Source organism: Kocuria tytonicola, from assembly GCF_003687455.1.
Classification (GTDB): Bacteria; Actinomycetota; Actinomycetes; order Actinomycetales; family Micrococcaceae; genus Kocuria; species Kocuria tytonicola.
The window spans coordinates 23,548-44,775 of sequence record NZ_PHOA01000007.1; the positions used below are offsets into that span (position 1 = coordinate 23,548).

Sequence of the window (21,228 nt, forward strand, 5' to 3'; positions counted from 1 at the left end):
GGGATCGACGGAACGCTCGGCCCGTGGTGATCCCGGGCCGCGCCAGTCGCCTGTAGTCTAGATCACTCTAAATGATCGTCATTCATTTATAAACCCCTCGGAGAACTGTTGCGCACGGGGTCACCGGTGCCGGTGGCTGCGCCGGTTCCGTGGTCATGGCGGACAAGACCCCCAAGGTCGTGGCCCACGACCACACGACCTCCGCCCACGCGAGCTGCGTGCACAAGAACATCGCCGCGTACCTGGGCGGCGCCCACACCACTGGCACGCGCTCCGTGCTGGGCGGACCCATCCTCGACGCCGCCCGCCGCCTCGTGGACGACGGCCCGGGCGAGCGCGACTCCGCCGTCTTCCCGCAGTGGGTGGCCGATCAGGACCAGCACCCGAGGATCTGACATCATGCCGGGTATGAGCGCCGACACCCCCCAGGATCCACTGCACTTCTACCTGGACAAGTCCAACCCCGCGGCGTGGAAGGCCATCGGGGCGCTCTCCGACGCCGCCACGGAGCAGGCGCAGCAGGCTGGACTGGACCCGCAGCTCGTGGAGCTCGTGATGCTGCGCGTGTCCCAGATCAACGGCTGCTCGTACTGCCTGGACGTGCACACCAGGCGCGCCGTCAAGGCCGGTGTGAGCGACCAGCGCCGCGGGCTGCTCCCCACGTGGGAGGACGCCGCCGTGTACTCGGAGCAGGAGAAGGCAGCTCTCGCCCTGGCGGAGACCGTCACCCGGCTGCCCGACCCCGAGGACCGCGACGCGTGCCAGGTGGTGAGCCACGGGGTGCTGACGGACGAGCAGTACTCCGCGGTGCAGTGGCTCGCCATCACCATCAACACGACCAACCGCATCTCCATCATGTCGCACCACCCGGTCCGCCGTGAGAAGGACAGGTCATGACCAACCCCGAGAAGAACCCGCAGCCCACGGTGTGCACCAACCACCCGGACCGCTCCGCGTCCGGAACCGGACTGAGCAACGGGGTCACGGTGGTGGCCGGGGAGAACGGGCCCGTGGAGCTGCTGCACCCGCGCGCCGTCCCCCTGGGCGGCCCGCGCGGCATGACGGTCCAGCGCACCCTGCCCCAGAAGGCCCGTTCGCTGATCGGCGCGTGGTGCTTCCTGGACGCCTACGGCCCGGATGACGTCGCCGCGACCGGCGGCATGAAGGTCGCCCGCCACCCGCACACGGGCCTGGCCACGGTGTCGTGGCTGTTCGAGGGGCACATCGACCACATCGACTCCGCCGGCAACTGGGCCACGGTCCGCCCGGGCGAGGTGGACCTCATGAACGCCGGGCGCGGGATCACCCACTCCGAGTTCTCCACGCAGGACACCACCGTGCTGCACGGCGTGCAGCTCTGGTACGCGTTCCCTGAAGCGGACCGTTTCGGTGAGCCGAGCCTCGACAGCCACCGGCCGGAGCTCGTCACCGGGAAGGGTTTCTCCGCCCGGGTCTTCCTGGGATCGCTGCTCGGGGTGACCTCCCCGGTGGCCACCCGCCTGCCGCTGACCGGCGTGGAGCTGCACCTGGAGCCGGGAGCCTCCCTGGAGGTCGACGTCCCCGCGGACCACGAGCACGGGCTGCTGCGCGTCACCGGCCCCCTCGCGCTCGACGGCGTGGAGATCCCCCGGCACGCGATCGCCTACACCGCCCCCGGGCGCACCACTCTGCGGATCACCGCCGGTGACGAGCCCGCCCTGGCCGTGCTGATCGGAGGGCAGCCGCTCAACGAGCAGATCGTGATGTGGTGGAACTTCGTGGGCCGCTCGCACGAGGAGATCGAGACCTGGCGGCGCACCTACATGGAAGAGATGGGCTTCACGGAACCCTCGGCGGACTCACCGCTGCCCGCGGGACGCGCGGGCACGGCCACGGGCGGCTTCGAGGTCGACGAGCTGCTCGGCAGCTCCTACGGGGACGGCCGCCCCTTCCCACAGTTCGGCACGTTCCCGCCGGGTCAGCCGGCTCCCCTGCCAGCCCCCGAACTCCCGAACACCACCTTGCGCGCGCGGGGGTGAGCGGGCGGCGTCGTCGGGCGAACCGCGCGGACGACGACGCCGCACGCCCCCTCCTGCGCCGGCCGGGGCCGTGCGGCGTCGTCGCCCCACGTCCCTCCGGAATCCACGCACGGCGCGAGCACCCGGCCCAGTGCCCCTGGCCCCACCAGAACCAAGCACCACACCGACCGTCCGAGGAGGACGCCATGAGCGAGAACCCCACCCTCGAGAACCCCCAGGTCTCCCTGGGCACCGACGAGCAGGGCACCCAGCGCTTCGAGATCCGCGTGGGTGACCCCGCAGACCCCGTGGGCTTCACCGTGGCGATCGACCACCAGGTCGGGGAGAAGAAGCAGCGGATCTTCCCGCACACGGAGGTGGACGACGCCTTCGGCGGGCACGGGCTGGCCTCCACCCTGGTGCGCGAGGCGCTGGATGCCACCATCGCGGACGGCTACGAGCTCGTGGTCTTCTGCCCGTACATCAAGGCCTGGATCACCAAGCATCCCGAGTACGAGCAGCACACGGTCAAGCCGACCACGGACCACCTCGCGGCGCTGCGCGGCTGATTCGGGCCCGCTGCCACCTCAGCGGTCCGAGAGGCTCCCGCCCGTGCCGTGGACCGCACGGCTGCGTTCGAAGTGGTCGTTGATGACCGCGCGGAACTTGTCCGCGTCCTCACGCGCCCAGTTGCGCATGAGCTCGGAGCCCACGGCCACGGACGTGGTGGGCTGCGCCCCGGCCTGCACCATGCGCGTGATCGCGGACTCGTGGGAGACGGTGGAGACACCTCCCACGGCGTCGACCACGGGGTAGATCTCGTATCCCTCCCGCAGCATGTCCAGCGTGGGGAACGCCAGGCAGACCTCGGTCCACAGCCCGGCCATGATGATCTTGCGGCGCCCGGTGGCGCGGACCGCGGCGCGGAAGTCCGCGTCCTCCCACGAGTTCACGCCCGTGCGGTCGATCTCCTCGACGCCCTGCAGCTCGGCCATGAGCTCGGGAATGGTGCCCTCGTTGACACCCAGGTCCACGCCCACGGTGGAGACGATCGTGGGGACCTCGTACGCCCGGGCCAGCTTGGCCAGGGTGATCGCGCCCAGGTTGATCTCCTCCTTGGTGGTGGAGCCGATGGTCGCGTACTGGCCGGGCTGGAAGTCGATGAAGACGATCGCGCTGTTCTGCGGTGTGAGCAGGTGGTCGCCCTGCGGATCGCGGACGGGTTCGGGCTGGGTCTTCGACACGGGGTCCTCCTTGACGCCGCCGAGTGCTGGCACCTCCAACGTAGTCGCCGACCGGGCCCCCGGCCAGGGTGCACCAGCGGAGCAAAGGCATCCAGGAGACTCTCACGCGTGCACTGGCGGAGCAGCTGCACGCGCCTGCACGGGCCGCAGGGGCCGCAGGGGCCGCAGGGGCCGCAGGGGCCGCAGGGACCGGTGTACTCCGGAAGCATGTACGTTGTGGTGAAACGGATCTACGACGAGCCCGCCCAGAGCGCCGGCACCCGTGTGCTGGTGGACCGCGTCCGGCCCCGGGGCATCCGCAAGGCGGCGGACATCAGCCAGGCGGCCGTGCTGCAGAAGATCCTCTCGGACTGAGTCCACCCGCGCCTCTCCGCATCGCCACAACCGCCCGCCGTCCTCCTCCTGCGCCGACGACGCCCCGCCGCCGGCACGCGACATCACCCCCGCCCCTCGACACCGCGTCGGTTCCTGCAGCCCTCTCCCGCGGCACGCCGCTCCACCGCTCCACCGCTCCACCGCGTACCGTGGTTCCCGGTAGTGAATCCCTGTCACACCGGACCTTTCCCCCACCACGATCGAGGTCACGTTCCATGCGTTCCCGTTCCGCCACTCTCGCCTCCGCACTCTGCTCCCTCCTGCTGCTGACCGGCTGCGGCGCGGGCTCCACGGAGGGCGACGACGCCGCGGACGGCGGGGCGGCGGCGTCGTCCCAGAGCACCCAGCCGGAATCCGCTCCTTCTCCCACCCAGCCCGCGGAGCTGATCGGCGGGGGCACCACCCTGTTCCCGGACCGCCGGTTCGTGGCGCTCTACGGCCACCCGGGCACACCCGGCCTGGGAGCGCTGGGCGAGCAGGGGCCGCAGGAGTCCGTGGGGCGGGTCAAGGAGCTGGCGAAGAGCTACGAGCCCCACAGCAAGGAGAAGGTGGTCCCGGCGTTCGAGATCATCGCCACCACCGCGTCCGCCGATCCCGGCCCGGACGGCAACTACTCCACCGAGTCCACCGTGGAGCAGCTCAAGCCGTACGTGGAGGCCGCGGAGAAGAACGACGTGTACGTGGTGCTGGACCTGCAGCCCGGCCAGGCGGACTTCCTCAGCCAGGCCAAGCAGTACGAGGAGCTGCTCAAGCGCCCGAACGTGGGCCTCGCCCTGGACCCGGAGTGGCGCCTGGCACCGGGCCAGCTGCCCCTGCAGCAGATCGGCTCCGTGGGGGCCGGGGAGATCAACGAGACCACGGAGTGGCTGGCGCAGCTCACCCGGGACAACCAGCTGCCCCAGAAGGCACTGATCCTGCACCAGTTCTCCATGCCCATGATCGAGAACCGGGAGGCGGTCAACACCCAGCACCCCGAACTGGCGCTCGTGCTGCACGCGGACGGCCACGGCACCCCGGACCTGAAGACCGGCACCTGGAAGACCCTGCAGGAAGGCCTGCCCCAGGGCATCCGCATGGCGTGGAAGAACTTCTACGACGAGGACACTCCCATGTACACCCCCCAGCAGACCTACGCGCTGGACCCGAAGCCGTGGTTCGTCTCCTACCAGTGACCGCGGTTCGCCCCCGGAGGAATTTCCCGTCCCGTGTCTTCCCATCGAATCGGTGCGGGACTACATTGTGAGCACCTGTTCGCTCCACGGAAGGAAATGCTTATGGGACTCGGTGACAAGATCAGCAATGCTGCGGAGAAGGCAACCGGTGCCGCCAAGGAGAAGGTCGGCGACGCCACGGACAACAAGGATCTGCAGGCTGAAGGCGCTGCGGACAAGATGTCCGGTGGCGCCAAGCAGTCCGTGGAGAACGTCAAGGACGCCGGCAAGAACCTGAAGGACGGGCTGGGCTGAGCTCCGCACCCGCAACCCTTTGACCGGAAGGCCCCCGTCGAGACACGACGGGGGCCTTCCGCATGCCCGGGGAGGGGCGGCTCGCGTGCTCAGCGCACCGCGTACCGCTTTCGCGCGACCACCAGGCTCACCAGCGACAGCAGGGCCACCGCGGCGTAGTAGATGCTCGGTGCGGTGAGGGAGCCCGTGGCGGAGACGAGCCACGCCAGCGCCAGGGGCGCGAAGCCCCCGAACACCGTGACGCCCAGGTTGTAGGCCACGGACATGCCCGTGGTGCGGATCTCGGTGGGGAACATCTCGGTGAGCAGAGCGGGCAGCGGCCCGAAGTACAGAGCCATGACCACGCCCAGCACGGCCTGCACCGCGGTCAGGGTGGCGACCGTGGGGACGGCCACGAGCCACAGGAACAGCGGGTACACGGCCACCACGCCCAGGACGGCGGCCGCCAGCATCACCTTCCCGGGGCCCACCCGGTCCGCGAGGTGCCCCACGAACGGGGAGCCCACCAGGGTCACCAGTCCGGCCACCACACCGCCCAGGTACGCGGCCCACGAGGGCAGGTCCAGGTTCTGGATGGAGAAGGTGGGCATGAACAGGATCGTGTAGACGGACATCGAGGCCAGCCCCACCACCCCGGAGGCCGTGAGCCACCGTCCGGCGGAGTGCACGATGGTCTGGGCCAGGGGGCCGCGCCAGAGGGAGGCGCGCGGCGTCGCCGTCCCCGGGGCCGCAGCCCGCTCCGAGGCGGTGGGAGACGACGCCGCCCGCTCGCGCTCGTCCTGCAGCGCCTCGAAGTCCGGGGTCTCGTCCATGCGAAGCCGGATGAACAGGCCCACCGGGCCGATGAGCAGACCGAAGACGTAGGGCACGCGCCAGCCCCACGAGTAGAGGGCGTCGTGGCTCAGCAGGGTGGTGAGCACGAAGCCGAATCCCGAGGCCAGGAGGATCGCGAGCCCCTGGGTGGCCACCTGCCACGAGCCGTAGAAAGCGCGCCGGTCCGGGGCGTTCTCGATCAGGAACGCGGTGGCCGTGCCGAACTCCCCGCCCGCGGAGAAGCCCTGGACGAGCCGTGCCAGCAGGATGAGCAGCGCGGCGGCGGGCCCGATCACCGCGGACGTGGGCGCCACGACCATGATGAGCGTGCCCAGCATCATGAGCGCAATGGTGATGGTCAGCGCAGGGCGGCGGCCGTGGCGGTCCGCGTAGGAGCCCAGGACCAGGGCGCCGAGCGGGCGGATCAGGTAGGAGACGGCGAACGTGCCGAAGGTCAGCAGGGTGCCGGTCACGCGGTCCACGCCGTCGTGCTCGAAGAACAGGGTGGAGATCACCACGGCCAGGGACGAGTAGACGATGATGTCGAACCACTCGAGCGCGTTGCCGATCGAGGACGCCACCACCGCGCGGCGTGCGGTGACGCGCTGCTCGTGGGAGACCTCGGGGGAGGCGGGGGGGCTGGCGGTCGCGGTGCTCATCCTTGCACCGTAAACCATCTCGTCCGGCAGCACCCGGGCCCGTGACGCCGCGTGACACGCAGGCCGCGGCCCTATGCTGGAGCGCGGAAAACCATTCCGACGAGGCAGCAGGAGGACCCTTCATGATCTTCATCGTGGTCAAGTTCGAGGCGAAGGACGAGTACGCGCAGCGCTGGCCGGAGCTCGTGGCCGAGTTCACCGAGGCCACCCGCCAGGAGCCCGGCAACAAGTGGTTCGAGTGGTCCCGCAGCCTGGAGAACCCCCGCGAGTTCGTGCTCGTGGAGGCCTTCGAGGAGGACGCCGCGGAGGCCCACGTGAACTCCCCGCACTTCCAGAAGATGACCGAGCAGTTCCCGCAGTACCTCGTGAAGACCCCGCGCATCATCTCCCGCCAGATCGAGGGCGACGGCTGGGAGGAGATGGGCGAGGTCCAGGTCTCCGAGTAGTCCGTGACCACGGAGCTGGTGGGCCTGGACATCGGCGGGTCCCACACGCGCGGCGTCCTGTTCCGGGACGGCACCCCCGAGCGCGAGGCCCGGTCCGGGTCCGCGAACGTGCAGAACGTCCCCGCGGAGCAGGCGAGCGCGTGCCTGGTCTCCGTGCTGTCCGAGCTGGGGGCCTCCCCCGCCACACCGGTGGTCGCGGGCTCCGGGGGTGTGGACACCGCCCACGACGCCGCCCGGCTGGCCGGTCTCATCCGTTCCGCCGGTTCCCTGGACCCGGGCACTCCCGTGACGGCGGTGCACGACACCCGGCTGATCCTCGCCGCGGGCGGCCACACCACCGGGATCGCGCTGATCGCCGGCACCGGGTCGGTGGCCTGGGGCGTGGACGCCTCCGGGCGCGAAGTGCGCGCCGGCGGGTGGGGCTACCTGCTGGGAGACGAGGGCAGCGGGTACTGGATCGGACGGGAAGCCGTGCGCCGGGTGCTGCGGCTGTCCCAGCAGGCGGGTACCGCTGAGCGCACCGCCCCGGAGGGGCCCGGGCGCTCCGCGCGATCCGGCGGATTCGTCGAGGCAGGTGGATCCTCCCGCGCAGAGGGGCCCACCACAGTGGCCGCGGCCGGAGGACCGGACCGTGCGGCGTCGTCCGCCGGGTGTGAGGGAGAGGCGCTCACCCGGGCCGTGCTGGAGCACGCCGGGGTGGCCGAGCCCGCCGACCTGATCGGGGCCTTCCACGAGCGCCCGGACCGGACCCACTGGGCCGGGCTGGCGCGGTCCGTGTGCGAACTCGCCGCCTCCGGGGATGCCACGGCGGCCGAACTGGTGGCGGTGGCCGCGGGGCACCTGGCGGAGCTCGTGCTCACGGTGGCGCACGCCATGGACGAGCCCCTGCCCGTGGTCGTGGGCGGTGGGCTCACCGGGTCCGAGGTGGGAGACCGGGTGGCGCAACTGCTGCGGCAGCACGGACTGTCAGTGACCCTCCTGGACCGTGAGCCGGTGCTGGGCGCGCCGCTGCTGGCGCGTTCGGACCCGACCTGATCCTTCCCGCGAGGTGCCCGCTCCCAGGAACGGGCGGCCCGGCGTCGTCGCCCCGGGACAACCATGCGTACGCATGAAAAACCGGATGCCTCCCCGCGCGGGGAGGCACCCGGTTCTGGACGCGCGGACTCAGCGGAAGGCGCCCACGCCCGTGAGCTGCTGCCCCAGGATCAGGGAGTGCACCTCGTCCGTGCCCTCGTAGGTGCGCACCGACTCCAGGTTGTTGGCGTGACGCAGCGGCGAGTAGTCCAGGGTGACGCCGTTGCCGCCCAGGATGGTGCGGGCCTCGCGGGCGATCTTGATGGCCTCGCGGCAGTTGTTCAGCTTGCCCACCGAGATCTGGTGGTTCTGCAGCTTCCCGGCATCCTTGAGGCGGCCGAGCTGCAGGGCGAGCAGGAAGCCCTTGTCGATCTCCAGGGCCATGTTCACGAGCTTCTGCTGCGTGAGCTGGTACCCGGACAGGGGGCGGTCGAACTGCATGCGCTGCTGGGAGTAGGCGAGCGCCGCCTCGAAGGAGTCCCGGGCGGCGCCCATGGCACCCCAGATGATGCCGTAGCGGGCCTCGTTGAGGCACGAGAACGGGCCGCGCAGACCCTGGGCCGCGGGCAGCATGGCGGAGGCGGGCAGGCGAACGTCCGTGAGCTCGATGTCGCACTGGATGGACGCACGCATGGACAGCTTGCTCGTGATGGGCGTGGCCTGGAAGCCCGTGGTGTCCGTGGGGACCACGAAGCCGCGGATGCCGTCCTCGGTCTGCGCCCAGATCACGGCCACCCTGGCCACGCTGGCGAGGCCGATCCAGCGCTTGGCGCCGTTGAGCACCCAGTCGTCCCCGTCCCTGCGGGCGAAGGTCTGCATGGACGAGGGGTCGGAGCCCGCGGTGGGCTCGGTGAGGCCGAAGCAGCCAATGGCCTCACCCGCGGCCATCTGCGGCAGCCACTCCTGCTTCTGCTCTTCGGAGCCCCACTTGTAGATGGCGCTCATGGCCAGCGAGCCCTGCACGGACACGAACGTGCGCAGGCCCGAGTCGCCGGCCTCGAGCTCCGCACCGGCCAGACCGTACTCCACGGCGGAGCGGCCCGCGCAGCCGTAGCCCTTGAGGTGCATGCCCAGCAGGCCCAGCTTGGCCATCTCCGGGACGATCTCCAGGGGGAACACGGCGTTGTCGTACCACTCGGCGATGTTCGGCTTGATGGCGGTGTCCACGAACTCGCGCACGGTGGCGCGCAGTGCGATCTCTTCTTCGGACAGCAGGGAGTCGAAGCTCACCAGGTCCATGACGTCCACGGGATTCAGTTCACTCATGGGACCACTGTATGACTGCGGACACACCTCACGTAGCCGGGGGGAGAGCCTGATTTCTCACATCTGCCGGTCCCAGGGCTCCCGCAGCCACGTGGTGACGGCCTCGGTGTCCTCCCCCAGCTGCGGCGGGGCCTGCGTGGGGGACTGCAGCGGCGGGGTCCACTGAGCGGGGTGGCGGAACTGGCGGCCCACGGTCGCGCCCGTGCGGTCCTGGACGTCCACGGTGGGTTCCAGCCCCAGTTCCTCGGCCAGGGCCACTCCCTCGTCGATGCCGGCCACCTTGCCCGCCGGGACCCCCGCCTCCGTGAGCGCCTGCTGCCACTCGGAGGCGGTCCTCGCGGCCAGCGCCTCCTCCAGCACGGCCGTGAGCTCCGTGCGGTGGGCCACGCGGGCGGAGTTCGTGGCGTAGTCCTCGTCCTCGGCCACCTCGGGGATCCCCAGGACCTCCGTGAAGCGGCGGAACTGGCCGTGGTTGCCCACCGTGACCGTGAGCGGCGCGTCCGCGCACTGCAGCATCTGGTACGGCACGATCGACGGGTGGTCGTTGCCCATCCGCTGCGGCACCTTCCCGGCGCCCAGGTACGCCTGGCCCTGGTTGACCAGCGCGCCCTGCAGGCTGGAGAGCAAGCTGACGTCGATGTGCGCGCCGCGACCCGTGCGGCGTCGTTGTTCCAGGGCGGCGAGCGTGCCGATCGTGGCGTCCTTGGCGGTGAGCACGTCCACGAGCGCGACGCCCGCCTTGGTGGGCTCTCCGTCCGCGGGGCCGGTGATGCTCATGAGCCCGCCCACGGCCTGCACCAGGAAGTCGTAGCCGGGCATGTGCGCGCCGCCTGCGGTGCCGAAGCCGGAGACGGACACGTAGACCACCCCGGGGTTCTCGGCAGAGATCTCGTCGTAGCCCAGACCCAGCTTGGCCATGCCGCCGGGCTTGAAGTTCTCCACCACCACGTCCGCGCGCAGGGCCAGCTCACGGGCCAGCTCGCGGCCCTCGTCCTCCCGCAGGTCCAGGCACACGGACTCCTTGTTGCGGTTCACGGACTCGTAGTACGTGGGCCCGGTCTCGGAGAACGGCGGGCCCCACTGCCGGGTGTCATCCCCGGTGCCGGGGCGCTCCACCTTGACCACGCGCGCCCCCAGGTCCGCGAGGGTCATGGTGCACAGCGGGCCCGCGAGCACGCGGGAGAAGTCGGCGACGAGCACGCCGTCCAGGGGCAGGGGATCGGTCACGGTGTCCTCCTCGGGTCGGGGGTTTCTCCCCACTCTATGACCGGGGGCACACCCGTCGGGCGCGCGTCTGGAATGGCGGGAACGACGACGCCGTGTGGCACCTAATCTCCCAGGCTGTCCGGGAGCGTGGCGTCGAGCGGAAAGGAGAAGGCTTCGAGCCCCCGGGGTATGAAGTGCCGGATGTAGTCATCCGCGGCCACCGTCATGACGCCCCAGTCCGGATACAGGGGTGCACCCCACCCGAACTGGCAAGTCGAAGACCACATGAAGTCCGGCATCCCCAGCTCGCCGATGCTGGTCATCGTGTCGTCGAGGTTCAGGACCTGCTGCACACAGTTCAGATCTCCGACGGTCACAAGGGCGGCGCCCACCAGTTCGTGCCGATAACCCCGCCACCGCGTCACGGTCCAGGTGGCATCAGCGGGCACGAACCCACCCAGCGCCTCTCGGAGGGTCCACACGAAATCTTCGGAAACCCTGCCCCGTGATGAATCCCAGCCGGTCATGTCCGCGCCCGCGTCCGCCGCACGGTGCCGCAGGTCATAGAGGTCGATGGTCCGCAGCTGCTCCCCTTCAGTCACGCCGCCGGGGAGGAACGCAGACCACGGGCTGTAAGCGCCGTCTTCCTCATGGCGCAGCGGCAGAAGGAGCCGGTAGTGAGCCATGCCCCTTCCTGCCAGCGCCGGAGGGACCAGATCGGCTGTGACCGGGTTGCCGTTCTGCATCGCGTACCGCCTATTTGAGCACTTTGCCAGGGTCATCGGGATTCGAGTGGAGGGGCTCCATCGTCGAGCAGAACAGCGGGCTCCACAGCCCCTAGCCGCGTGACCGCACGTCTTCCTGCATCTTGCGCTCCAGCCGACGATCGGAGGCCCTCATGACGAACCGGAGCGGCCACGCCAGAACAAGGCTGATGACCACCATCGCCAACAGGCGCCACCAGAAGTTCTCCATGCCAGCGGTCAGCGTCTGGCCAATGGCGACGATGACCGCAATACCGATCAAGAAAATTGGGCTTGTTGCCGGGTTCAGAGGTCGTTCCATCACTTCACCGTACGACTCGCCCGGAACAGGTTCCAGTGTTCCAAGGTCATTTTCGGAAACTCTGGCCGGCTGGCCAGTCTGGGGCCGCACTCCAGCACATTCTTAACATTTCAATTGACGGGGACGCAGTACCCCCGGAATCCCGCGCCTGTAGTGTCGCCACATGAGACGAACCACCTGGCTCCGCGCCTTGGCCGCATTACTCCTGGCGGTGGCGCTCGTGTGGTTTTGGGGACGCTACGCCCTGTTTCCAGCGGAGATGACCACCGGGAACGCGCGCTTCATCGGCTGGGGCCTCGCGCTGCTGGCAGGGTTCGGCAGCTACCGGCTCTGGCTGAAGGCCGCGGAACTGAGCGAGGACGGCGAGGGCACTGCACCCACACACAAGCGATGACATGACAGGAACCTCGGACAGACCCGGGATCCTTGTCTCATTCACGTCGCTACGGGCACGGTGGAAAACGCTCGTGTGCGGGGTTGTCTCGCCACCAGTCACAAGAGGGCCGTTTCTCGGTATCGACGCCGCACGCGGTCCCTGAGCTCACCCCAGCTCCCCCTGCGCCACCCGCAGCAGGGTGGCGGTGAGCATCTCCAGCCCGGCGAGCATGTCCTCGTTCGAGGTGAACTCGTACTCGTTGTGGGTGATGCCCTGGTGGGAGGGGACGAACAGCATCACGGTGGGCAGCACGTCCTTCACGTTGGTGGAGTCGTGCCCGGCGAGCGTCATGATGCGGGTGTGGGGCAGGTCCAGCTCCGCCACGACCTCCTGGGCGAGCGCCAGGCCCTCCGGGGCGTACTCCAGCACGTCCCAGGCGTGGCGGTTCACGGTCTGGATCTCCACGTTCGCGACCCGCGCAGCCTCCTCCACCTCCCGGGCGAAGTGCTCGTCCGCGGCATTCAGCCGCTCGGCGTCCGGGCTGCGGAGGTCGATCACCAGCCGGGCCTCGCGGGCCACGGCCACCGGGGAGTTGGGCTCGATCAGCAGCTCCCCGCACGACGTGATGACGTCGTGCTCCAGTGCAACCTTCCGGGCCGAGGCGATCAGCAAGGAGGCCCCGAGCAGCGCGTCCTTGCGGTCCTCGATCAGCGTGGACCCGGTGTGCGCCTGCTCCCCGAGCACCAGGAACTCGTACTTGCGCACACCCCACGTGGCCTCCACCAGGCCGATCGTGAAGCCGTCCTGCTCCATGGACTTGCCCTGCTGGATGTGCAGCTCCACGTACGCGGTGGCCTCCGGGATGCTGTCCTCGCCGCGCTGGCCCAGGGCATCGAGCGCCTCGCGGACGCTCACGCCGGCGGTGTCCCGGACCTCGAGCGTCTCCTCCAGGTCCCGCTTGCCGGTGTACACCGAGCTGCCCATCATGGAGGGCTTGAACCGGCAGCCCTCCTCGTTGAACCAGTTCACGACGCACAGGTTCCGGCTCAGCTCCACCTCCCCCGACGACGCCGCACGGAACAGTTCCGCGCACGCGTGCGCCCCGGCAAGGACGCCGTACGCGCCGTCGAACCGCCCCGCCCGCGGCTGCGAGTCCAGGTGCGATCCCACCAGCACGTACGGCGCGCCGGGGGTGTGCTCGAAGAGACCGAACTGGTTGCCGATCGCGTCGTAGTGCACGGTGGCCCCGCGTGCCGTGAGCCACCCGGCGAACCACTGCCGGTTCAGTCCGTCCGCCTCGGTGGCGGCCTGGCGCTCCACGCCGCCGGACTCGAGCCCGCCGTTGCGGGACATCTGCGCGAACGCGTCCAGGAAGTCGGAGCTGCTGTGCTGGGTCATGGGCGTGCCTCCCGGGGCGTGTGCGGAGCCGGGACCGACCCGGCGGATGCTCGTGGGGCCATGCTACGGCGCGGGTGTGACGCGCATCTCGCCAGCCGCGCGCCCCAGGGTCGGCACACGCGGTCGCACCACCCCGGCCGCCCTCTGGTGCTTCGACGCACCCCCTGCACGGACGGGCAGTTCCCCGCCCGCGCATTCCGGACGACGACGCCGCACTACGCCTTGCGCGGGCCCCGCACCGCCTTCTCCACACCGCTGGCGAGCAGCAGCGCGCACGTGAGCCAGATGGCTCCGCCCGGACCGAACGGCGCGGCCACCGCACCGGCGGCGACCGGGAGGATCACCTGGCCCAGCCGGTTGCCCATGAGCCGCACGGCGAGCGCGGAGCCGCGCCACGTGCCGGGCACGGACGTGGAGATCAGGGTCATGGTCAGTGGCTGGCCCAGGCCCAGGAAGAACCCACCCACGGCCAGGAAGAGGGAGGCCCACCAGAAGCTGTCCAGGAACAGCGGAGGAACGATCAGCGCCAGTCCGGAGGCCAGCAGGCTCGCGATCAGCAGCGCCCGGCGCGAGTACCTTCCGGACAGCCACGGCAGCAGCAGGCGGGAGGCGATGGATGCCAGCCCCCGAACCCCCAGGAGCACGCCCACCACGGACGGGGCCACTCCCGCGTCCTCCCCCACCAGCGGCAGGAACGCGGTGAGGATGTCGATCATGGCCAGCAGGGACAGCGAGGCCACCATGTTGGACATGATCCCGGGGGTGCGCAGGATGCGCAGGACGTCCGGGCGCTCGTCGGCTCGCGGTGCGTTATGGGCGGGGTCCGACGTCGCGGGTGGTGAGGTGTCCGGCGCGATGGTGCCCTGGGGCGCGGTGGGTGCCGCGGCGTCGTCGTCCGGGGTGCTGGCGGCATCTGCGCTCCGGGGGCTGCCCGCCGCGACCGGACCACAACGGAAGACCAGCAGCGGAGCGGCGAGGACCGTCACGAGCACGCCGATCCACAGGCTCTCGTTCACGGCCGCGAGGCGTTCGGGGGAGGCGATGTCCGAGCCGTGGCCCACGATCCACCCGCCGAGCGCCGGGCCGATCATCTGGCCCGCGGAGAAAGCTGCGGTGAACCACCCGAAGCCCTTGTCCAGGTCCCGGTCCGCGGCGTAGCGCGCGATCGCGGTCTGCCCGCCGATCGTGAAACAGAGGTGGCCCATGCCCAGGACGGCACTCGCGGCGAAGACCATCCCCACGGAGTTCGCCAGCGCCAGGCCCACCCCGGCGAGGGCGAGCAGCCCCACCCCGGAGAGGATCAGCAGGCGCAGCTGGGGAATCCGGTCCGACATGCGGCCCAGCCACACCGCGCTGACCAGGGGCAGCAGGGCGTAGGCGGCGGTGGTGAGGCCGATGACCACGGGATCCGCGCCGAGCCCCAGCAGCTTGTACGAGGTGATGGGACGGAACAGGTTCAGCCCGGACTGGGTGAGCACCGCGCACGCCACCATGATCCACAGCCACGTGCTGGACCGGGGCGCGCGGGTGGTCTGGGACATGGGGTCCACACTAGATGGACTGACCGGAGACGTTGATCGCCATCCCCGGGGCGGGTCAGGAGAAAGACCTGGTAGACGCCCTCCGTCCACTCCCTGCTCCGCGCAGCCCGGATCACCGAGGCAATCCTTCGGTCCTCCCTGTCTCCTGCAGACAGCTCCACCGCGTGCTCCACGTGTACAGCTCGAGGGCGGCCCTCTCGTCACCTCCCGCCTCTCGCAGGTACGGCGCGAAGCGGGGATCGGAGATGGCCTGCCGGATGGCCGGAAGAGTGTCGCCACTGGTCACGAGGCAATGCTAGCCAGGACGAGAACGCCCCGGTGCCGCCTCTGTCCTGCATGCGCCCGGGGCTTTTTCTGTGTCCACGCTCCGCGAATCCTCCGAACAGATGCGTGCCGACTCTGCACTGGACATGTCCGCTCGGCACAACTGGACGTTCGGCAGGTGCACCGGTCAGGCACCCGTGAGCACGCACCGGCCCATGTCGGTGTGCAGCGCCCCTCCCGAACGCCCCTCTCCCAGCACGGAGGAGACCAGGCGGATCTCCCCCAGGGTCCACTCGGGGCCCTCGTACACGGACAGTGCGTGCACCACGTGGGCGAGTTCGGGGCCGCTGTGCGCGCGGACGCGTGAGCCGCGGCGTCGTTCCTTGGCCTGGCGGGTGCGCTCGGTGCGTGAGGTACGGGCGACGGTGAGGTGGGCGCGCTGGCGGGAGCGCTCCTCGGGGTCCAGGGAGCAGGCGTGCATGAGGTCCGCGAGCGCCGCGGTGTCCCCGCCGAGTCCGATCCACAGCGTGGTGCCGGAGAACGATCCCGCCCCGTGCAGGCCCACCCGCAGCGGCGGGAACCCGCGGGCCACCTCCTGCAGGTGCTCCGCGAGATCGGGGACCGCGCCCTCCGGCTGCTCGCCGTAGAACCCCAGGGTCACGTGCCACTGCTCGGGATCGCCCCAGCGCAGGGTGGTGCCGGTCAGGGCGCGCACCTCGGCCAGCGCGTGCACCAGGTGCTCACGGGCGGCGCGGGGAGGGTATGCGGCGGCGAAAAGCCTCATGCGCCCACTCTAGGAGCGCGGGCACCGGAGGACTACCCTGAACCACACCCCACCCTGAGGAGCCGCCGTGCAACCCGCCATGAAGATCTCCCTGTCACTCACCGCCGTGGGCCTGATCGGTTTCGCGGTGTTCTTCACGTGGCTCCAGGTGGAAGCCATCGACCCCTCCGGCGGTGTTCCCATCGGGCTGGCCATGCTGTGCATGGTCACCGCCCTGCTGGCGATCGGCGGGGTGCTGTGCGTGCTGGCCACCTGGTTGTCGCGCTTCATCGTGGGCAGGGACGACTGACTCCCCGGTGACGGACCCGCCGACGGCGCGCAACCCCGCGCCGTCGGCGTCTCACCGTAGCCGTGACCGCGACCGCAGCCTCACCCGACGAACAGCGTGTCCACCACCCGTTGCAGGTCCGTGCGGTGGGACATCTCCTCCTCGGTGTCCTTGACCTGCGTGACGTGGTCCGTGATCAGCCCGTCCGCCTCCGAGCCCAGGAACTTCTCCATGGACTCCTTGGTGTTCACCGTCCACACGATGGCCTTCTTGCCGCCGGCGTGGATCCGGGCGATCCGGTCCGGGGTGGCGGCGTCCTCCTCCAGAATGAGGTAGTCGCCCACGAGCATGTCCGCCTCACCCACGCTGAAGTAGAACAGGTAGCCGGTCTGGATCTCCGGGTGCTTCTCCTCGATGTACGTGATGAGGTCGTAGTCCAGGGACAGCAGCACGGACTGGTCCTCCATGCCCTTCTCGCGGATGGTGCGGATCACGTCCTCCGCCATCTGGTGGTCCGCCGTGGGGCCCTTGAGCTCCACGAACATGCCGATCTGGTCCTTCTTCCCGGCGTCCAGGATCTGGTCCAGGGTGGGCACGGGCGCCTCCGGGGGCTGGGTGCCGAACTGGTTCTGGATCTTCAACTGGGTGATCTGCTCTGAGGTCATCTCCTCCATGGTCCGGGGGTCGCCGGTCACGCGCTTGAGGTTGGGGTCGTGGTTGATCATGTACGCGCCGTCCGCGGTGCGCCGCACGTCGAACTCGGAGAACGCGGCACCGGCCTTCGCTGCGGCATCGACGCCGGCCACGGAGTTCTCCGGGGCCAGGTCCCCGCCGGTGCGGTGGGCCACGATCTGCATGTCGCGGTGCTCGGCGAAGACGTCGTCGAAGGTCGCCGCCAGCAGGGCGGCCGCCCCCACGACCAGGGCCACCACCACGGCCACGACGCCCACCACCAGCCCACGACGACGCCGCGGGGCCCGGTGCTCGGCCTGCCTCACGTCCTCGGCGGTCGGGGCGGGGGTGAACGGGGAGGAGCCACTCTCCTCCTCCACCTTCCTGCTCTCCCGCACGTGCGGGGCGGCCACCACGAAGAACGCCGTCTGCACGTAGATCGCGAAGGGTGCCAGGACGAACCCGGCGATGGCCAGCACCACGGCGGCCAGCAGCAGTCCGGTCAGCAGGGCGAAGCGGGCACCGAAGCTCTGCGGCTGCAGAAGCTCCCCGGGCAGGGCCGCGAGGAGCAGGAGCACCACGACCGCTGCGCCCGCGATCAGGAACAGTAGGAGCAGCCGGGGCAGCAGCCCCAGGAAGAACAGCCGCGCCTGCTGGCGCACGAGCCGCCACGAGAAGCGGAAGCCACCCCAGACCGTGGTTCCCCGCAGCAGCACGGAGTGGAAGACGAAGATGCTGAGCGCCCCCACCACCGCCAGGAGCGCGAGCAGCACCACGTACCCGGTCATGTAGAGCGGGTTCGCGTAGATCACGCTCGTGATGAAGTTCGGGATGCGCAGACCGCTCAGCGCGGAGAGACCGAACCCCATGCCCGTCAGCGGCACCACCAGCCCCACGTACGCCAGGATGAGCAGGCCAGCCGGCTGCACGAAGCGGGGGAACGAGGCCAGAGCGGCCTTGAGGTCCCCCCACAGAGTGCCCTTCCGGTGGCCCTTGAGGCTGTCCGCTGCGATCAGCATGAGGCCGTTGATGTTGATGACGACCAGCAGGCTCAGGACCAGCAGTCCCACGAGCACCAGCACAATGCCCTGCACGGAGAGCAGGAAGGAGAGGTAGTCCCCGCTGGAGATCGCCCTGCGCCCGGACCAGCGGATCAGCCCGGTCAGTGCCAGCCGGAACAGCGGCAGGGTCACCAGTCCCACCAGGAGCGCGGCCAGGACCTGGTACTGCAGGAATCGGCCGATCGTGGAGCGGAATCCACCCACCAGACCGCCCAGCGTGAGCTGCCGGGGGAGGTTGCTGCGCGGTCGGCGCGGTGCCGCGGTGGAGGGTGCGGTCGAGGAGGCGACGTCGGTGGACGCACCCGGGGTTTCGGCGGGCATGTGGTGCTCCTGGGGTGTGGGCTCAGTGGGCATCGGCAGGGACCGCCGTGAGGCGTGCGCCCAGCCTACCCACCCGAGGAATGATCTGCGTCACACCCGCGGGGTGGCACCGCTGTCGCCTCAGCGCCGGGGCAGCTCCACGAGCTGCACGTCCGTCAGCCGCCCGGCGTCCGCCGTGACCCGCATGTACGTGCAGTGCGGCTGCCGTCTGCGGTCCGTGGGTGAGCCGGGGTTGAGCAGCCGCATCCCGGAGGGGGCCACGGTGTCCCACGGGATGTGGCTGTGGCCGAACACCAGCACTTCCGTGTCCGGGAACGCGGCGTCCATGCGCTTCTCCCGGCCCTGCTTCGCGCCGGTCTCGTGGGTCATGGCCCAGCGCAGGCCCTCCAGCTCCCACCGGGCGGTCTCCGGCATCTGCGCGCGCAGCTCGGGGCCGTCGTTGTTGCCCCACACGCACACCAGGCGGCGGGAGCGCTCCCGCAGCGCCTCGAACGTGGCCAGGTCCACCCAGTCACCGGCGTGCACGACGACGTCCGCGGCCTCCACCTCGTCCCACACCTGCGTGGGCAGGTCCTTGGCGCGCTTGGGCAGGTGGGTGTCCGCGAGCAGCAGCAGAGAAGTGGTCATGGCTCCATTCTCGCGCGCTCGTGGACGGCCCCGGTTCCCGCAGCGCAGAGCCCCGCGGCCCAGGGGGACGAGCCGGAGGGTGGAACCCCGGGGGCGGCGGCGTCGTCGTGCTCGGCAAGGGCCGGGCGGCCCGAGGGCCCGGCTGCCGGCACCTCAGCGGGAGGGGACGGTGGGGTCGCCCGGGAAGAGACGGGGACCCAGCCAGACCGAGACGTAGACCAGTGCCACGAGCACCGGGACCTCGATCAGCGGACCCACCACTCCGGCCAGCGCCTGGCCGGAGGTGACCCCGAACGTCCCGATGGCCACCGCGATGGCGAGCTCGAAGTTGTTGCCCGCGGCGGTGAACGCCACGGTGGTGGACCTGGCGTAGCCCAGCCCGGCGGCGCGGGAGCCGAACATCCCCAGCGCGAACATGATGGCGAAGTAGCACAGCAGGGGAAGGGCGATCCGGGCCACGTCCCACGGCTGCGAGATGACGGCGTCCCCCTGGAGCGCGAAGAGCACCACGATGGTGAACAGCAGCCCGTACAGTGCCCAGGGTCCGATCCGAGGCAGGAAGCACTCCTCGTACCACTGCCGTCCCTTGGCCCGCTCGCCCAGCACGCGGGTGAGGAACCCGGCGAGCAGCGGGATGCCCAGGAACACGAGCACGGAGACCACGATGGCCCCCACCGAGAACTCGGCGGACGTGGTGGGCAGGCCCAGCCAGGCGGGCAGCACCTGCAGGTAGAACCACCCCAGCAGGCCGAACGCGAGCACCTGGAACACGGAGTTGACGGCCACCAGCACCGCGGCGGCCTCCCGGTCACCGCACGCCAGGTCGTTCCAGATCAGCACCATGGCAATGCACCGGGCCAGACCCACGATCACCAGTCCCGTGCGGTACTCGGGCAGCTCCGGCAGCAGCAGCCACGCGAGCGCGAACATCACCGCCGGGCCCACCACCCAGTTGAGCAGCAGGGAGAGGACCAGCAGGCGCCGGTCCCCGGTGACCCGGGAGGTCTCGTCGTAGCGGACCTTGGCCAGGACCGGGTACATCATCACCAGCAGACCCAGGGCGATGGGCAGGGAGACCTGACCCACCCTCACGGACTCCAGGGCCGTTCCCAGGGCGGGGACGAAGCGCCCGAGCAGCAGCCCTGCCGCCATGGCCACCAGGATCCACACGGGAAGCCAGCGGTCCAGGAAGGACATCTCCCGCAGCACCGAGGGGCTCTCGCCGGGCCGGGTGGACGGGGAGGCGGTCATGGGTGGGAGGTCCTTCGCGTGGCGGGTGTGCGGGAGCCGAGGGCGCTCAGCACTCGATGACGTTCACGGCCAGACCGCCGCGGGAGGTCTCCTTGTACTTGATCTTCATGTCCGCGCCGGTCTCGCGCATGGTCTTGACCACTTGGTCCAGGGAGACCTTGTGGATGCCGTCGCCCTGCATGGACAGCCGCGCGGAGTTGATGGCCTTGACGCTGGCGATCGCGTTGCGCTCGATGCACGGGATCTGCACGAGCCCACCCACGGGGTCGCACGTGAGGCCCAGGTTGTGCTCGATGCCCATCTCCGCGGCGCACTCCACCTGGCGGGCGCTGCCGCCGAGCACGGCACACAGTCCGGCCGCCGCCATGGAGCACGCGGAGCCCACCTCACCCTGGCAGCCCACCTCGGCGCCGGAGATGGACGCATTCTCCTTGATCACGATCCCGATCGCGGCGGCGGTGAGCAGGAAGTCCACGATCTTGTCGTCGCACGCGTCCTCCATGAACCGCGTGTAGAAGTGCAGCACCGCCGGGATGATCCCGGCCGCGCCATTGGTGGGGGCCGTGACGATGCGCCCGCCGGACGCGTTCTCCTCGTTCACCGCGAGCGCGTACAGGTTCACCCAGTCCATGCCGTACAGGGGATCGTTGCCGGGCTCCTTGGTCAGCAGGCGCTTGCGCATCTCCGGCGCACGACGCCGCACCTTCAGTCCCCCGGGCAGGGTCTTCTCCTCGCGGGTGCAGCCGTTCTCCACGCACTCCTGCATGACGGACCAGATGTGCAGCAGCTGGTCCCGGGTCTCCTGGGCGGGCCGCCACGAGAGCTCGTTGGCGGCCATGACCCGTGCGATGGACAGGTTCTCGGTCTCGCAGATGGCCAGCAGCTCGTCACCCGTGCTGAACGGGTACTTCACCGGGGTGGTGTCCTCCACGATCTTGTCCGCGCTGCTCTTGGAGTCGTCCACCACGAAGCCGCCGCCCACCGAGTAGTAGACGCTGTCGCGGACGACGTCCCCGGCGTCGTCGTACGCCGTGAAGCTCATGCCGTTGGGGTG

The 21,228-nt window shown here is 70.2% G+C and carries 24 protein-coding genes; 11 read left to right on the plus strand and 13 right to left on the minus strand.

The window, feature by feature from the left end; genetic code table 11:
• Positions 1 to 155 precede the first annotated feature (155 nt).
• From CWC38_RS01920 to CWC38_RS01935, 4 genes are all read left to right on the plus strand, one after another.
• On the plus strand, positions 156 to 395 hold the full coding sequence (locus CWC38_RS01920; protein WP_121845147.1) for a hypothetical protein: 240 nt from the start codon (positions 156 to 158) through the stop codon (positions 393 to 395).
• Positions 396 to 408: 13 nt separating this feature from the next.
• Positions 409 to 897 carry a carboxymuconolactone decarboxylase family protein gene (locus tag CWC38_RS01925; RefSeq protein WP_121845148.1) on the plus strand — a complete coding sequence of 163 codons (489 nt, stop codon included), beginning with the start codon at positions 409 to 411 and terminating at the stop codon, positions 895 to 897.
• Complete coding sequence (locus CWC38_RS01930) at positions 894 to 2,018, plus strand: pirin family protein (RefSeq protein ID WP_121845149.1); 1,125 nt, start codon at positions 894 to 896, stop codon at positions 2,016 to 2,018. The genes CWC38_RS01925 and CWC38_RS01930 overlap by 4 nt, the downstream gene beginning before the upstream one ends.
• Positions 2,019 to 2,203: 185 nt before the next feature.
• On the plus strand, positions 2,204 to 2,566 hold the full coding sequence (locus CWC38_RS01935; RefSeq protein WP_121845150.1) for a GNAT family N-acetyltransferase: 363 nt from the start codon (positions 2,204 to 2,206) through the stop codon (positions 2,564 to 2,566).
• 18 nt (positions 2,567 to 2,584) lie between these two features.
• Here CWC38_RS01935 and CWC38_RS01940 read toward each other — a convergent pair whose 3' ends face one another.
• Positions 2,585 to 3,241: an isochorismatase family protein gene (locus CWC38_RS01940; RefSeq protein WP_121845151.1), complete on the minus strand. Its 657-nt coding sequence runs from the start codon at positions 3,239 to 3,241 to the stop codon at positions 2,585 to 2,587.
• Positions 3,242 to 3,448: 207 nt separating this feature from the next.
• Between CWC38_RS01940 and CWC38_RS01945 the strand changes: the two genes are divergently transcribed.
• The 3 genes from CWC38_RS01945 (at position 3,449) to CWC38_RS01955 (ending at position 5,082) form a co-directional block, all read left to right on the plus strand.
• Entirely contained in the window at positions 3,449 to 3,595 is a 147-nt protein-coding gene (locus tag CWC38_RS01945) for a DUF488 family protein, N3 subclade (protein WP_206059838.1), read from the plus strand.
• Positions 3,596 to 3,831: 236 nt separating this feature from the next.
• Positions 3,832 to 4,788: a hypothetical protein gene (locus CWC38_RS01950; RefSeq protein ID WP_121845152.1), complete on the plus strand. Its 957-nt coding sequence runs from the start codon at positions 3,832 to 3,834 to the stop codon at positions 4,786 to 4,788.
• 102 nt (positions 4,789 to 4,890) lie between these two features.
• A complete protein-coding gene (locus tag CWC38_RS01955; RefSeq protein WP_121845153.1) occupies positions 4,891 to 5,082 on the plus strand; it encodes a CsbD family protein in 192 nt (63 codons plus the stop codon).
• A gap of 89 nt (positions 5,083 to 5,171) precedes the next feature.
• Here the strand turns inward: CWC38_RS01955 and CWC38_RS01960 are convergent, their stop codons facing one another.
• Positions 5,172 to 6,554 (minus strand): MFS transporter, encoded by a 1,383-nt coding sequence (locus CWC38_RS01960; protein ID WP_121845154.1) that lies wholly within the window; start codon positions 6,552 to 6,554, stop codon positions 5,172 to 5,174.
• A gap of 122 nt (positions 6,555 to 6,676) precedes the next feature.
• Between CWC38_RS01960 and CWC38_RS01965 the strand changes: the two genes are divergently transcribed.
• A complete protein-coding gene (locus CWC38_RS01965; protein ID WP_121845155.1) occupies positions 6,677 to 7,000 on the plus strand; it encodes a putative quinol monooxygenase in 324 nt (107 codons plus the stop codon).
• Positions 7,001 to 7,003: 3 nt separating this feature from the next.
• Complete coding sequence (locus CWC38_RS01970; protein WP_240624997.1) at positions 7,004 to 8,035, plus strand: N-acetylglucosamine kinase; 1,032 nt, start codon at positions 7,004 to 7,006, stop codon at positions 8,033 to 8,035.
• 129 nt (positions 8,036 to 8,164) lie between these two features.
• Here the strand turns inward: CWC38_RS01970 and CWC38_RS01975 are convergent, their stop codons facing one another.
• The 4 genes from CWC38_RS01975 to CWC38_RS01990 all read right to left on the minus strand — a co-directional run bounded on the left by CWC38_RS01975 (position 8,165) and on the right by CWC38_RS01990 (position 11,611).
• Complete coding sequence (locus CWC38_RS01975) at positions 8,165 to 9,340, minus strand: acyl-CoA dehydrogenase family protein (protein ID WP_206059839.1); 1,176 nt, start codon at positions 9,338 to 9,340, stop codon at positions 8,165 to 8,167.
• A 57-nt stretch (positions 9,341 to 9,397) separates the two neighbouring features.
• Positions 9,398 to 10,567 (minus strand): CaiB/BaiF CoA transferase family protein, encoded by a 1,170-nt coding sequence (locus tag CWC38_RS01980; protein ID WP_121845157.1) that lies wholly within the window; start codon positions 10,565 to 10,567, stop codon positions 9,398 to 9,400.
• Between the two features lie 101 nt (positions 10,568 to 10,668).
• A complete protein-coding gene (locus tag CWC38_RS01985; RefSeq protein ID WP_121845158.1) occupies positions 10,669 to 11,232 on the minus strand; it encodes a hypothetical protein in 564 nt (187 codons plus the stop codon).
• A gap of 151 nt (positions 11,233 to 11,383) precedes the next feature.
• Entirely contained in the window at positions 11,384 to 11,611 is a 228-nt protein-coding gene (locus CWC38_RS01990) for a hypothetical protein (RefSeq protein ID WP_124106132.1), read from the minus strand.
• Positions 11,612 to 11,774: 163 nt separating this feature from the next.
• Here CWC38_RS01990 and CWC38_RS01995 point away from each other — a divergent pair, with 163 nt between their 5' ends.
• Entirely contained in the window at positions 11,775 to 12,005 is a 231-nt protein-coding gene (locus CWC38_RS01995; protein WP_121845160.1) for a hypothetical protein, read from the plus strand.
• Positions 12,006 to 12,152: 147 nt separating this feature from the next.
• Here CWC38_RS01995 and CWC38_RS02000 read toward each other — a convergent pair whose 3' ends face one another.
• The 3 genes from CWC38_RS02000 to thpR form a co-directional block, all read right to left on the minus strand.
• Positions 12,153 to 13,385, minus strand: coding sequence for a M20 family metallo-hydrolase (locus tag CWC38_RS02000; protein ID WP_121845161.1), 1,233 nt, complete (start codon positions 13,383 to 13,385; stop codon positions 12,153 to 12,155).
• 215 nt (positions 13,386 to 13,600) lie between these two features.
• Complete coding sequence (locus CWC38_RS02005; RefSeq protein ID WP_121845162.1) at positions 13,601 to 14,926, minus strand: MFS transporter; 1,326 nt, start codon at positions 14,924 to 14,926, stop codon at positions 13,601 to 13,603.
• A gap of 451 nt (positions 14,927 to 15,377) precedes the next feature.
• On the minus strand, positions 15,378 to 15,974 hold the full coding sequence (gene thpR / locus CWC38_RS02015) for an RNA 2',3'-cyclic phosphodiesterase (RefSeq protein ID WP_121845164.1): 597 nt from the start codon (positions 15,972 to 15,974) through the stop codon (positions 15,378 to 15,380).
• 67 nt (positions 15,975 to 16,041) lie between these two features.
• Between thpR and CWC38_RS02020 the strand changes: the two genes are divergently transcribed.
• Positions 16,042 to 16,263 carry a hypothetical protein gene (locus CWC38_RS02020; protein WP_121845165.1) on the plus strand — a complete coding sequence of 74 codons (222 nt, stop codon included), beginning with the start codon at positions 16,042 to 16,044 and terminating at the stop codon, positions 16,261 to 16,263.
• A gap of 80 nt (positions 16,264 to 16,343) precedes the next feature.
• Here CWC38_RS02020 and CWC38_RS02025 read toward each other — a convergent pair whose 3' ends face one another.
• The 4 genes from CWC38_RS02025 to CWC38_RS02040 all read right to left on the minus strand — a co-directional run.
• A complete protein-coding gene (locus tag CWC38_RS02025) occupies positions 16,344 to 18,296 on the minus strand; it encodes a glycerophosphodiester phosphodiesterase family protein (RefSeq protein WP_165860317.1) in 1,953 nt (650 codons plus the stop codon).
• Positions 18,297 to 18,416: 120 nt separating this feature from the next.
• Positions 18,417 to 18,923 (minus strand): metallophosphoesterase family protein, encoded by a 507-nt coding sequence (locus CWC38_RS02030; RefSeq protein WP_121845167.1) that lies wholly within the window; start codon positions 18,921 to 18,923, stop codon positions 18,417 to 18,419.
• A 153-nt stretch (positions 18,924 to 19,076) separates the two neighbouring features.
• Positions 19,077 to 20,174: an ACR3 family arsenite efflux transporter gene (gene arsB / locus CWC38_RS02035; RefSeq protein WP_121845168.1), complete on the minus strand. Its 1,098-nt coding sequence runs from the start codon at positions 20,172 to 20,174 to the stop codon at positions 19,077 to 19,079.
• 46 nt (positions 20,175 to 20,220) lie between these two features.
• Positions 20,221 to 21,228: L-serine ammonia-lyase (locus CWC38_RS02040; protein ID WP_121845172.1), on the minus strand; the 1,008-nt coding region annotated here is incomplete at its 5' end.